Here is a 12542-nt window from a genome sequence, read left to right as displayed (position 1 = left end):
CCATGCAAACGTCCTCCTCCCCCGTCGAAACACCATTTGAACCCGTAAAAGGCAGCAGCCTCTGGCAGGATGCCTGGCGGCGGCTACTGCGCAACAAACTGGCGGTAGCGAGCGGGATCGTCTTTTCGATCATCTTGATCGCCGTGCTGCTCGGGCCAAAGATCATCGCTCTTACCTGGGGCTACACCTACGAACTCACCGACGCTGCCGCCGTCTACCAGCCGCCCGGCCCGGCCCACTGGTTCGGCACCGACCAGTTGGGCCGGGATCTACTGGTCCGCTCGCTGGTGGGGGGACAGATCTCGCTTCTGGTGGCGGTGGTCGCCTCGGTGGTGAGCCTGGTTATCGGCGTCACCTACGGGGCGGTGGCAGGCTACCTCGGGGGAAGGGTGGACGAGGCGATGATGCGGTTTGTCGATATTCTTTACTCGCTGCCGGATATTTTTCTCATCATCGTCCTGCTTGCCTTCTTCAGCAAAGACCTGTTCGTGCTCTTTGGCATGTTAGGGGCGATCTCCTGGCTCACGATGGCCCGCATCGTGCGCGGCCAGGTGCTCTCGATCAAAAATCGCGAGTTCGTCGAGGCGGCCCGCGCCATCGGCGTCGGCACTGGGCAGATCATCTTTCGCCACATCGTTCCGAACACCCTGGGGCCGGTGATCGTCTACACGACCCTTACAATCCCGAGCGTCATGCTCACCGAGGCGTTCTTGAGCTTTCTCGGCCTGGGGGTCCAGCCGCCCCTCTCCAGTTGGGGCACCCTCGTGCAGGAGGGGGTGGGGGCGATCTCGGTCTACCCCTGGCACCTGCTTTTTCCGGGGCTACTGATGACTGCGACCCTCTTTAGCTTGAATTTTTTGGGCGACGGCCTGCGCGACGCCCTCGATCCCCAATCGCGGGCCGACTGAGCCCAAAACCACCCGCCATGAGCGATCCACTCCTTTCTGTGCGCGAGCTGCAAACGTCATTTTTTACCCGCGAGGGCGAGATAAAGGCGGTCGATCGGGTCAGCTTCGACCTTGCGGCGGGCGAGACGCTCGGCATCGTCGGCGAATCCGGCAGTGGCAAGTCGGTCACCAGTTTATCGATCCTCAGGCTCATCCCGACGCCGCCCGGCCAGATCAAAGGCGGTCAGGTAATCTTCGACGGCCAGGATCTTCTGCGCTTGAGCGACCGGCAGATGCGGAGCATCCGGGGCAAACGGGTGGCGATGATCTTTCAGGACCCGATGAGTTCGCTCAATCCTTTTTTGCGCATCTCCCGGCAACTCAGCGAGATCTCCGAATTGCACCTGGGCCTGGGCCGCCGGGCGGCCCGCAACCGGGCAATTGAGATGCTGGAACTGGTGGGCATCCCTGATGCGGCAGGCCGGGTAGACGACTATCCGCACCAGTTCTCCGGTGGAATGCGCCAGCGGGTGATGATCGCCATGGCCCTCAGCTGCAACCCTCAGCTGCTCATCGCCGACGAACCCACCACTGCCCTCGATGTGACGATCCAGGCCCAGATTCTGGAGCTGATCAAAGACCTCAAAGCGCGCCTCGGCACCGCCGTGATCTTGATCACCCACGACCTGGGGGTGGTGGCGGGCATGGCCGATCGGGTGGCGGTGATGTACGCGGGCAGGCTGGTCGAATCGGCTCCGACCGCCCCGCTTTTTGCCGCCCCAGCCCATCCGTATACCCAGGGCCTGCTGCGCTCGATGCCGGACCCCAATCAAGATCGAGACGAACTTTTTCAGATTCCCGGCCTGCCGCCGGATCTGAGCAGATTGCCTGCCGGGTGCGCCTTTTCGCCCCGCTGCGCCCACGCCTTCGAGCGCTGCTGCGAGCCGCCCGGCCTGGTGACGGTGGCGGCGGCCCACCGCTCCGCCTGCTGGCTCAACCTGCGGAGTGAGACCCGTGTCTGAAGCGCTGATTGCGATCGAGGATCTAAAAGTTCACTTTCAGGCCGGCTCACCGGGCAGGCTCGACCGCTTCGTGGGCCAGGCAGCCCCAAAGGTGATCCGGGCGATCGACGGGCTCAGCCTCGACATCTGGCCGGGGGAGACGCTGGGTCTGGTGGGCGAATCGGGCTGCGGCAAATCGACCCTGGGCCGGGCAATTCTGCAGCTGGTCCCTGCTACTGCAGGCCGGATCTCCTACCGGGGCACTGACCTCACGACTTTGAGCGCCGCCCGGCTGCGCTCGGTGCGCCGCCACCTGCAGATGGTCTTTCAAGATCCTTACGCCTCGCTCAACCCGCGCCTGACCGCAGGCAGTATCATCGCCGAGCCGATTCGCCTCTTCGAGCCGATGCCCAGGCCCGCCCTCGATCGCCGCGTGCAGGAGTTGATGCAGACGGTGGGCCTTAACCCCGCCTTTATTCGGCGCTATCCCCACGAGTTTTCTGGTGGCCAGCGCCAGCGCATCGGTATCGCCCGTGCCCTGGCGGGGCGGCCCGAATTTATCGTCGCCGACGAGCCGATCGCCGCCCTCGACGTCTCGATTCAGGCCCAGATTCTCAATCTGCTGGCCCAACTGCGCCGCGATCTGGGCCTGACGACTCTCTTTATCTCCCACGACCTGCGGGCCGTGCGCCACATCAGCGACCGGACAGCGGTGATGTACCTGGGCAAACTGGTCGAGATCGCCCCCAGCCGCGACATCTACCGCCGCCCCCTGCACCCCTACACCCAGGCGCTCATCTCCGCCGTTCCCGTACCCGACCCGACCATCGAGCGCACCCGCCGCCGGATCGTACTTGCAGGCGATGTGCCAAGCCCAATTAACCCGCCTGCCGGTTGCCGCTTCCATACCCGCTGCCCCTGCGTCATGGATCGTTGCCGCAGCGAAGAACCCGCCTTGATCGACGCGGGCGATGGCCATAAAGCCGCCTGCTTTTTGCTCGAATCTCCCCAGCACGGCAGGGTTCCGCCGCCTGAAACCAGAGCTGTCGGAGGTTAGGATATGTTCAGGCGTCCATGTCCCGCCAGAGTATCAGACCCACGTGGATCTATTCGAGCAGCAGCGCAGGCGCAGGCAGGAGGCGGAGGCACCGCTCGCAGACCGGATGCGTCCGCGCACCCTCGACGAATTTGCAGGCCAGCAGCAGATCATCGGCCCTGGTCGTCTACTCAGAAGAGCGATCCAGGCTGACCAGCTCAGCTCGCTTATCTTCTACGGCCCGCCCGGCACAGGCAAAACCACCCTGGCGCGCATCATCGCAGGCACCACCCGCGCCCACTTCATCGCGATCAACGCCGTGCTCGCCGGTGTCAAAGACATCCGCGCTGCGATTGCTGAGGCCCAGGAGCGCCGCACCAAGGACGGCCAGCGGACGATTCTATTTATCGACGAGGTCCATCGCTTCAACAAAGCCCAGCAGGATGCCCTGCTGCCCTGGGTCGAGAACGGCACGATCGTGCTGGTGGGAGCAACCACCGAAAATCCCTACTTCGAGGTCAACAAGGCACTGGTAAGCCGCTCGCGCCTGTTTCAGCTCAAACTGCTGGAGCCAGAGGATCTGTGCGCCGTCGCCCACCAGGCGCTGAGCGATCTCGATCGCGGCTACGGCCATCGGAGCGTCAGGCTCGAACCCGCCGCCCTGGAGCATCTGGTGGACGTGGCCGGGGGCGATGCGCGCACCCTCTTAAACGCATTGGAACTGGCCGTCGAGACGACACCCCCCGATGCCGAAGGGACGATCGAAATCACTCTTGCCGTCGCCGAAGAGTCGATCCAGCGCCGGGCGGTCCTCTACGACAAAGAAGGGGACGCCCACTTCGATACGATCAGCGCCTTTATCAAGAGCGTGCGCGGCTCCGATCCGGACGCGGCGCTCTACTGGCTGGCACGGATGATCTACGCCGGTGAAGATCCGCGCTTTATCTTCCGGCGGCTGTTGATCCTGGCAAGCGAGGACGTGGGCCTTGCCGATCCCCAGGCAGTGGCGGTAGTCGCTGCCTGCGCCGAATCGTTTGACCGCATCGGCCTGCCGGAGGGGCGCTATCCCCTGGCCCAGGCGACGCTTTATCTTGCCACCGCCGCCAAGTCCAACAGCACGATGGCCTTCTTCGACGCTCTCGCAGCGGTGGAACGCGAGCGCTCCAGCGATATTCCCAACCCCCTCAGGGACGGCAACCGCGACGGCGAAGGGTTTGGCCACGGCCAGGGGTATCTCTATCCCCACGCCTACCGCGATCACTGGGTCGCACAGCAGTACCTGCCCACCAGCCTGCAGGGCCAGCTTTTTTATCAGCCCGGCGATCAAGGCTACGAAGCCCAGATCCAATCGGCGGTGGCCCGCCGTCGCGAGGCCCAACTGGCGGCCCTGCTTGAGACTACTAGCCCAACCGAGCCGGTGTACGCCGGCTCACCCCTCGATCGGGCGGACGAGCGCTGGCTGCAGCGCACCCTCAGCCGGACCGGCGAACAGTTGGGCCAACTGCGCGACCGCCTGTTCGATCTGGCAGCACCCGAGCGCCACCACGTCATCCTGGACGTAGCAGCCGGTAGCGGTCTGCTCGTCTGGGAGGCGATCCGCCGCACCCCCGGTGGGGGCGTCTACGCCTGCACCGGGGGTGCTGCCGACGCTGCCGCTCTCACCAACCAGGCCCAGGCTCTCGGTGCGTCAGGCCGACCAATCGTGCTCGTCGCAGAAGTAGACCGTCTCAGCGAGGCAATCGCTGCCCACACCCCCGGCCTGCGCTTCGATCGCATCGTCGGGCGCAACGCCCTCAAATCGATACACGACAGGCAGAGCCTTCTCCAGAACTGGCAGGCGCTGATCGCCCCCGCCGGTAGGCTCGTCCTGGCCGAGAACCTCCCCTCCCAGGGCCAGAGGCTCTACCAGTTGTTTGACCCCGGCTGGCTACCGCAGGCACTTTACAGGCGGCTCATCGACGCGGAGGAGGAACTGTACCGCAGCGACCCGCTGCTTGCCTGGCAGGCCGCCGATCTGCGCTCCATCGCCGAAGCGGCGGGCTGGCAGGCTCAGATCGTCACTGCTTCCTTCGATTCGGAACTACGAATCAGCGCCAGCGTCATCGAGCGGTGGTTCAGTGCCGCTCCGAGCAGCTATGCGACCCGGCTTGCTGCCCTGCTCGCGCCTGAGCAGGTTGAGCAGGTTCACCGCCTCTTCGTCCAAAAGTTGCTGCACCAGCTCAAGCCCTGGACCAGCACGACCGCCTATCTGAGCGCCCATCCCGCCTAAACAGTTCATCTTCAAATCGCAGCACTCTTGCGCTTCGGCCCAGGCTGTGCTTTTTTTAATCTAACTTCATGAGCATTCACGAAGATGAGCCACCCGAACTTCAGCAACGACGACCGCAATCCCGATCAGCCCGAGCAGGACGAATCCCAGATAAAGTACCTCTTCATGCGGGGCGACCAGTTTTTACACCGCGCTGCCGTCTCGCGCCTGGAGCGCATCTACGGTAGTGCCTGTGCTCCTGAATCAGAACTGCCCCCAGATCTATAAAACTCAGTCGCCAGAAGGTAAATACCCACTCAGCAGCCAGTCCGCGCCCACCGGTTCGGCGATCAGCCGTTCCAAACGGATTGCCTCGTGCATTTTCTCAAAACCCGCTCCTGCCACGGGCGTGAAGGCTGCCGCCCCTCCGATCAAAGCGGGGGCGACAAAGCTCATCACCTTCTGCACCGAACCGTCGCGCAGGGCCGACCAGGCAAGGGTACCGCCACATTCCCAGAGCACCGAGGTGCAGCGGCGACGGGCGAGCACGGCAAGGACAGCGGCGGGGGTCAGCTCGGGCATCGCCTCCACTTCTACCCCGAGGCGCTCCAGCTGGGCGCGAACGGTCGGATCGGCCTCAGCGGTGGTGAAGACGAGGGTGGGAGCTTTGTCCTGCTCCTGCCACAGCCGGGCGCTCACAGGTAGTTGCAGGCTGCGCGAGAGCACGACGCGCAGAGGGTCGCGCCCTTCTGCAAGGCGGACCGTCAGCTGCGGGTCGTCGAGGCGGACAGTGTTCCCACCGACGATCGTGGCGTCGTAGAGGGCGCGCAGGCGATGCACACGCGCCCTGGCTGCCTCGCCACTCACCCAAAAACTGTGGCCGGTGCGGGTCGCTGTCTTGCCGTCGAGGGTCATCGCGTACTTGAGGACGCCAAAGGGGCGGCCCGTCGTGATCCAGTGGCTGAAAACTTCGTTGAACTTCTGGCAGCGCTCAGCCAGTACACCCACCGTCACCTCCAGCCCCGCACTGCGCAGCCGTTCGATGCCGCTGCCTGCGACCAGCGGATTTGGGTCGATCATCCCCACGACCACCCGCCGGATACCGCCGGCAAGAATTGCTTCGGTGCAGGGAGGGGTGCGGCCTCGATGGTTGCACGGTTCGAGATTGACGTAGAGAGTGGCGCCTCGGGCCTCGTCCCCGGCGGCGCGCAGGGCAAAAACCTCGGCGTGGGGTTCACCGGCTTTTGGGTGAAAGCCCTCTCCCACTGCTACCCCTTCTTTGACGATCACTGCGCCCACCAGCGGATTGGGACTGGTTCGGCCCCAGGCGCGCTCCGCGAGCACCAGGCAGCGCTCCATCCACTGTTCGTCGTTCATCTTTGGGCTGGAAACCGCTGATTATCAACTACAGAACCAGCTTATCGCCGTCCGCTCGCCTCAGTGACGATGCTGGATCGCGGCGGTGTGCGTGGGGGCGGCCAACCAGGCCGCCGCTGTTTCCTGGCCCACCTGCCCCTTGTAAAGCGTGTTAGTCAAACTGCCGGTCGCGTAAAAAATCTGACCGTTGAAGCTGCCAGCGACGCCCGAATAACGGCCATCCGGCAGCGGCGTCAGCGTTGTCCAGTTATTGCCGAGGGGATCGAAGGCAAGGACCGTAGCAGCAGCAGAGGACGGATTGGGCTGCCCGCCGATCACAAACAGGCGATTGTCCAGCACGAAAGTCGAGCCGAGAATATGGGACAGAGCTGTCGGCAAACTGACCGCCGTCGTCCAACTGTTGGGCAGCGCCGGATCCCAGATATTTACCGTGTTCTGAGCGACAGCTGCGTTGTCCTGGCCGTGCTGGCCGCCGACAGCGTAGATTTTGCCCCCAAGAACAACCGCTCCCAGGTGATTGCGCGCATTGGGCAGCGCTACTGCCGTCGTCCAGCTCGTGCCTCCATCCAGCCTCAAGAGCCAGTGATCGGCCTTGTCGCTGCGGTTGATGTCGGCTCCACCAAAAAAGTGTAGTTCCCGTCCGAGCACGGCCAGTGCGCCAGCTCCACGGGCTGCCGGCAAGGGCGGCAGCGAAGTCCAGGTGTTTGCTGCCGTGTCGTAGCGCCAGACGTTCGTGGTCGCAAAGGTCTGGCCACCGCTCGAATTGCCGTAGTAGCCTCCTGCCAGATAAACGTACTTGCCAACGATCGCCGTACCGGCGTGGGTGGTGGGTACGGGCATGTTGGCGATCTGCTTCCAGCTGTCGGTAGTGGGGTCGTAGACATCGCTGCGGGCGGTTGGATAAAAGGTCGTGTCGATGTAACCGCCAAAAACGTACAGCTTGCCGCCGACAAAGCCGCCGTCCGCTTCCAGGCGCGGAACCGGAGAGGCTTTGCCGTAGCCCCAGCCAACGCTCGTAAAGCCGGGCCAGCTCGCCACCTGCAGGTAGTTGATCTTGGTGTTGAAGCCATCGACGGCGTCGATCGTGAGCTTGCCGTCGGAGACGGTCGCCTTGACGAGCGCCTGCTTGTACTGCTGGGCATCGCTCGCTTGAAACTGGCTGATTGCGCTCACACCCTCGACGTTGATCGTGTGCTGACTGTCGTAGCCCAGGCTGAAGGGCTGATCGCCGACGCTGACATTGACGCTGTAGGTACCGTTGGGCAGGGTGTACTCCCAGGCAGCGGGCGTCTTGACGGCGGTGCTATTGGAGTAGTCAGGAGGGTACTGCATGTGCAGCAGCGTCCCCAGGCGCGGATCGAGCCAGGCGAGGTTGCGGTCGCGGGAGTTGGGTGAGATGTCGATGGGTGTGTGGGTGGAGGTAGAAAGGCTGTCCTGGCTTACCCAGCCGTAGCCGCGACTGGTGCTGTAGGCAGCCCCTGTATCGGCGATATAGCTCGCCGGGACAGCGGAGGTAGCGGGCTCAAAATTCACCTGGAGACTGAAAGGATTGCCCTGAGCCCCCAGTCGGCTGAGGGTGAGGGATAACTGCACGCCTGCCAGGCCAACGACCAGCCCAATCGCCCACTTTTTCATAGAAGATTCGCTGTAAGAAATTGATGCGCAGCGAACCTACTACACTCGCCCCGCAGCGATCATCAGCATAAAGGGAGAGAACAAAAAATGCAGGCTGATATCAGGCTAGGGGATAATCTTGCCAGCCGGTCTGCTCCAGGCGGGCCTGCTTTTGTTCAACCGCGACGCGCAAACTTTCGCGATACGTTTCAAGGCGCTGCTGCAGCTGCCGATCGCTCGTAGCCAGGATGCGCACGGCTAAAAGACCTGCGTTTCTGGCGTTGCCGATCGCCACGGTCGCCACCGGAATACCGGCGGGCATCTGCACGATCGAATAGAGGGCATCGACGCCTGCCAGGGCGGTAATCGCCACCGGCACGCCGATCACCGGCAGCGGTGTCAGCGATGCGACCATTCCCGGCAGGTGGGCGGCTCCCCCAGCGCCGGCGACGATTACCCGAATCCCCCGGCTATGGGCGGTGCTGGCAAATTCGATCATCCGCTCGGGGGTGCGGTGGGCAGAGACGATCGCCACCTCGCAGGGCACATTAAATTCGGCGCACACTTCGGCGGCAGCCTTCATCGTCGGCAGGTCCGAGTCGCTGCCCATGATGATGCTCACCAGCGGATTCATCGCTTGCACCGTTAGACTCCTAAAACCTGCCGCGCACTCAGGGCGCGCTCGAGGGCGATCTGCCAGTCCGCTGCCACCGCCGTCAGGTGGCCCAGCTTGCGACCGGGCCGGGCGGCGTGTTTGCCGTACCAATGCACCTTCACCCCCGGCAGAGCGAGGGCAGCGGCCAGATCCGGCTGCGCCTGTTCTGTCGTCGTCTGAGCAAGAATATTGACCATCACCGCTGCCGGGCTGTGCATGGTCGCTGCTGCCAGCGGCCAGCCGAGGACAGCGCGCAGGTGCTGTTCAAACTGGCTGACGTCGCAGGCATCGATCGTGTAGTGGCCCGAGTTGTGGGGCCGGGGAGCGAGTTCGTTGATCGTCACTGTGCCATCGGGTTCGACAAACAACTCGACGCCAAAGATGCCCACTCCGGCAATCGCCTCAATAGCAGCGACGGCAATCGCCGCAGCGCGCTCGTGTACCGCAGCGCTTACCGGGGCCGGGGCGATCACGGTATGGCAGACGTGCTGTTGCTGACGGGTCTCCACCACCGGGAAGGAGCGTACCTCGCCGCTGGCCGAACGGGCGACCATCACCGCCAGTTCGCGCTCAAACGGGACAAAGGCTTCGACGATGAGCGGCTGGCCAGCCAGTTCCTCCCAGGCTGCCGCCAGTTGGGCGGCTGTGGGGACGATCCGAACGCCGTGTCCGTCGTAGCCCTGGCGGCGGGTTTTAAGTACCAGGGGCCATTGTTGCCAGTCGGCGAGCTGATCGAGGCGATCGACCGCCCGAAAGCGGGGAACCGGCAGGCCCGCCTGCTGGAGATGGCGGCGCTGGTGAAATTTGTCCTGGATGTATCCGAGCGTCTGGCTCGAAGGCCAGACAGAGTAACCTTCGATCTCCAGTGCCCGCACCAGGGCTGGATCGACCCATTCGTTCTCGAAAGTCACCAGATCGCTGAGCCGGGCCAACTCGCGCAGACTGGCCAGCTCAGCGAGCGAACCTGTAAGCGCAATGGGCACCACCTGGGCAGCGGGGCTCGCCGGGTCAGGATCGAGCACGATGCTGCGTATTCCCATCGTGTGGCCCGCCAGGGCGAGCATCCGACCGAGCTGGCCACCGCCGATGATACCGACGGTGGGCAGTCCTGCTACCCTTCTGATCGATGGCTGGACCGCCTCTACCTCCAGTGCTCCCGGTTGCATCGTCAAAATTCGTAAACCAAAGATCTTTATCTTAATCGCAGGCGGCCACAGACAGCCTGAATCGGCACTGCTAGACTTTTATACTGAAATGACAGGCATTCAGAGCAATCGAATGAATGACGCAACTGGCACTCGAGAGGACACCCGCCTGAAGGCGACCGGAGCGATCTGGGGTTGTGCCACCGGCATGTTGGGCATCTCCATTCCAATTATTGCCGTCGCCGGCAGCGGCGCGGTGCTGTTGCCCCTGGCGGTCGTCGGCGGGGCGGTCGTCGCCACTTACGCTGTCTGGAAAGCCGCTCCGTCCCCCTCCACCGAGTCGTTGCCGGGAGGCCCGCGCCTGCGCGCCCTTGAAGAGCGCATCGCCAATCTTGAGACGATCTCCATTCGCGCCGACGAGACGCTCAAGGCGCGCTTCAAACAGCTCGAAGCGGAACATGACCTAAAATAGCTGCCAGTAATAGTAGAGGAGTGCAGGGTGCTGAAGCGCTGGCTTGGAGGAATCGCCGTCGTCGGCTTGCTGCTGGTAGGAAGCGGACACTCAGCGACGGCCCAATCAGGATTCTGTCTTTTTGGCTGTGCCAAGGAGCCGGAGTACATCCTCAACTACAAGATCGAAAATCGCGAGCACGACTACACCTCCGATCGCTATTACCTCTGGATGCGCCCTGAGAATGTCGCGGTCAAACAAATTCAAATTCTCACCGACCCTGCCTTCGATGGCCGCTTTGATCTCAAGGCGATCGATGTCGCTTCGCGCACTTCCGGCGCAACCTACGCCGTCGAGTCAACAGAATGGGACAACGATCAACGGACGGTGACGATCGTGCTTGCTAAGCCGATCCCGGCCCAAGAAGAAATTCAGCTTGTCTTCTCGCAGGTGCTCAACCCGAGCACCGACGGGATCTACAAGCTCGTCGCCCGCGTCCTGGGCACCGAGGCCAACCCGATCTACCGCTACGTCGGCACCTGGTCCATCTCGATCGAGTAAGTTGTGCATTTTGTCTACCTGCACGGTTTTGCCTCCGGTCCGCACTCCCGCAAGGGCCGCTTTCTGCAAAAACAACTGGCTGAGTTGGGGCACGAGCTGCTGCTGCCGGATCTCAACGCTCCTTCGTTTACCTCGCTCACCTTCAGCTCCCAGCTGGCTGTCCTCGATCGAACCCTGGCGGGTTTGGCGGGGCCGATTGGGCTATTTGGCTCCAGCCTGGGCGGTCTTATTGCGGTGCTCGCAGCGATAGACGACCCGCGCATCGAGCGGCTGATCCTGATGGCACCGGCTTTTCGCTTCCGCGAACGTCTTTGCTTCCACCTGGGCGTAGAGGCGATCGAGCAGTGGCAGCGCACAGGTAAGCTCGCCTTCTGGCACCACGCCTATCGCTGCGAGTGCAACCTCAAAGCCGACATCCTCGATGACGCCCTCGCCTACGACGAGGAGCGCCTCACACGAGCGGTGCCGACTTTGATTCTCCACGGTCGCCACGACGAGGTGGCCCTGAGCGAACTGAGCTGTGCTTTTGCTGAGAGCCGTCCCTTTGTGCAGCTCCAGCTTTTTGACACCGATCACGGGATGGGCGATGTGTTGCCCCAGATCTGGGAGCAGGTCGCTGACTTTCTCGCTTTCGAGATATCTACCGCCCGGTAGAGGTGCAGATGCGTTTTTAATTTGATGATGGATAGTCCGCGCTGAGGTAAGGGCTTATGTTGCACGGCCCTGTCAATTATCCACGCCGCCTTGAACTGGAGACGAACTGTCCGGTCTGCGGCAGGCGCTCGCAGTGGCACGCGACCGAAGTGCTCCTCTGGGAAACCTGCCCGATCGACGGGCTACTTGAGCTTTTCCCGCTATTTCGCTCGGATCTGGATGAGGCAATCGAGCACCTGCCCCTATCTGATCGTCTGCCGGCCAGCAAGACCGCCTGAAGTGGGGGCTACTGCTCAAAGAGGACAGCGCCGACCTGCAGGGGGTCGAAGCGCATTGGGAAGACGGTCTGGCGGTTAAAAATACTTTGATCGAGTCGGCAATTTTCGAGGTTCGCACCGCTGAGGTTTGCGGCGAGCAGGTTGCAGAGAACCAGTTCTACGCCCGCCAGGTTCGCGTTCGTTAGATCGGCAGAATGCAGGTTGGTCCGCCACAGTTGGGCCTGACGCAGATCGCAGCCTCTGAGGTTGGCCTGATCGAGGTTGGTCTGGTGGAGGCCGACCTCGATCAGGCGGGCACCTTCGAGATCGGCGCGGTACAGTTCTGCTTCGCTCAAACTGGCCTGCTCAAGGTTTGCTCCCCGCAGGTGGGCATAGCTCAGCTCAGCTCCAATCAAATCGCACCGCTGCAGGCAGGCACCGGTGAGCAGCGCCCCAGAAAGATCCGCCTCACGCAACAGTGCGCCGCGCAGGTCGCTCCTTTGAAGATCCGCTGCGGTAAGCCGGGCCCGTACCAGGCTCGCCTCCTGCAGGTTCGCCCGTGCCAGTCGAGCGAAGCGCAGGTCCGCGCCGTCGAGGTCCCTGCCACTCCAGTCGGGTCCGGGCCCTTCCTGCGTATCTTCGGCGGGCGGCATCGC

Annotated in this window: 14 protein-coding genes; 9 read left to right on the top strand and 5 right to left on the bottom strand. The window is 63.1% G+C overall.

Annotated features, from left to right (window positions below; translation table 11 throughout):
* Window positions 1-2 precede the first annotated feature (2 nt).
* From GKIL_RS05480 to GKIL_RS05460, 5 genes are all read left to right on the top strand, one after another.
* Entirely contained in the window at window positions 3-908 is a 906-nt protein-coding gene (locus tag GKIL_RS05480) for an ABC transporter permease (protein ID WP_023172440.1), read from the top strand.
* A gap of 17 nt (window positions 909-925) precedes the next feature.
* A complete protein-coding gene (locus tag GKIL_RS05475) occupies window positions 926-1909 on the top strand; it encodes an ABC transporter ATP-binding protein (RefSeq protein WP_023172439.1) in 984 nt (327 codons plus the stop codon).
* Window positions 1893-2945: an ABC transporter ATP-binding protein gene (locus tag GKIL_RS05470; RefSeq protein WP_051382683.1), complete on the top strand. Its 1053-nt coding sequence runs from the start codon at window positions 1893-1895 to the stop codon at window positions 2943-2945. Before GKIL_RS05475 ends, GKIL_RS05470 begins: the two co-directional genes overlap by 17 nt.
* Before the next feature lie 43 nt (window positions 2946-2988).
* Window positions 2989-5193 carry an AAA family ATPase gene (locus GKIL_RS05465; RefSeq protein ID WP_023172437.1) on the top strand — a complete coding sequence of 735 codons (2205 nt, stop codon included), beginning with the start codon at window positions 2989-2991 and terminating at the stop codon, window positions 5191-5193.
* Between the two features lie 84 nt (window positions 5194-5277).
* Window positions 5278-5460, top strand: coding sequence for a hypothetical protein (locus tag GKIL_RS05460; RefSeq protein ID WP_023172436.1), 183 nt, complete (start codon window positions 5278-5280; stop codon window positions 5458-5460).
* A 3-nt stretch (window positions 5461-5463) separates the two neighbouring features.
* Here the strand turns inward: GKIL_RS05460 and ribD are convergent, their stop codons facing one another.
* From ribD to GKIL_RS05440, 4 genes are all read right to left on the bottom strand, one after another.
* Window positions 5464-6549 carry a bifunctional diaminohydroxyphosphoribosylaminopyrimidine deaminase/5-amino-6-(5-phosphoribosylamino)uracil reductase RibD gene (gene ribD, locus GKIL_RS05455; RefSeq protein ID WP_023172435.1) on the bottom strand — a complete coding sequence of 362 codons (1086 nt, stop codon included), beginning with the start codon at window positions 6547-6549 and terminating at the stop codon, window positions 5464-5466.
* 60 nt (window positions 6550-6609) lie between these two features.
* On the bottom strand, window positions 6610-8184 hold the full coding sequence (locus tag GKIL_RS22350) for a Kelch repeat-containing protein (RefSeq protein ID WP_023172434.1): 1575 nt from the start codon (window positions 8182-8184) through the stop codon (window positions 6610-6612).
* A gap of 100 nt (window positions 8185-8284) precedes the next feature.
* Window positions 8285-8797, bottom strand: coding sequence for a 5-(carboxyamino)imidazole ribonucleotide mutase (gene purE, locus GKIL_RS05445; protein ID WP_041243748.1), 513 nt, complete (start codon window positions 8795-8797; stop codon window positions 8285-8287).
* Between the two features lie 11 nt (window positions 8798-8808).
* Window positions 8809-9984 carry a 5-(carboxyamino)imidazole ribonucleotide synthase gene (locus tag GKIL_RS05440; RefSeq protein ID WP_023172432.1) on the bottom strand — a complete coding sequence of 392 codons (1176 nt, stop codon included), beginning with the start codon at window positions 9982-9984 and terminating at the stop codon, window positions 8809-8811.
* A 112-nt stretch (window positions 9985-10096) separates the two neighbouring features.
* Between GKIL_RS05440 and GKIL_RS05435 the strand changes: the two genes are divergently transcribed.
* The 4 genes from GKIL_RS05435 to GKIL_RS05420 are packed head-to-tail and all read left to right on the top strand — an operon-like array spanning window position 10097 to window position 11907.
* On the top strand, window positions 10097-10435 hold the full coding sequence (locus tag GKIL_RS05435) for a hypothetical protein (protein WP_023172431.1): 339 nt from the start codon (window positions 10097-10099) through the stop codon (window positions 10433-10435).
* A 27-nt stretch (window positions 10436-10462) separates the two neighbouring features.
* Window positions 10463-10975, top strand: coding sequence for a DUF2808 domain-containing protein (locus GKIL_RS05430; RefSeq protein ID WP_023172430.1), 513 nt, complete (start codon window positions 10463-10465; stop codon window positions 10973-10975).
* A gap of 3 nt (window positions 10976-10978) precedes the next feature.
* Window positions 10979-11629: a YqiA/YcfP family alpha/beta fold hydrolase gene (locus GKIL_RS05425; RefSeq protein ID WP_023172429.1), complete on the top strand. Its 651-nt coding sequence runs from the start codon at window positions 10979-10981 to the stop codon at window positions 11627-11629.
* Between the two features lie 56 nt (window positions 11630-11685).
* The gene (locus GKIL_RS05420; RefSeq protein WP_023172428.1) at window positions 11686-11907 is read left to right on the top strand and encodes a hypothetical protein; all 222 of its coding nucleotides are present in this window, start codon (window positions 11686-11688) and stop codon (window positions 11905-11907) included.
* A gap of 8 nt (window positions 11908-11915) precedes the next feature.
* On the opposite strand, the gene GKIL_RS05415 is transcribed toward GKIL_RS05420, so the two are convergent.
* Window positions 11916-12539, bottom strand: coding sequence for a pentapeptide repeat-containing protein (locus tag GKIL_RS05415; RefSeq protein WP_023172427.1), 624 nt, complete (start codon window positions 12537-12539; stop codon window positions 11916-11918).
* Between the last annotated feature and the right edge of the window lie 3 nt (window positions 12540-12542).

The organism is Gloeobacter kilaueensis JS1, from assembly GCF_000484535.1.
Classification (GTDB): domain Bacteria; phylum Cyanobacteriota; class Cyanobacteriia; order Gloeobacterales; family Gloeobacteraceae; genus Gloeobacter; species Gloeobacter kilaueensis.
Note: the sequence above shows the minus strand (reverse complement) of the source record. Positions and strands in the feature narration are given on the sequence as shown.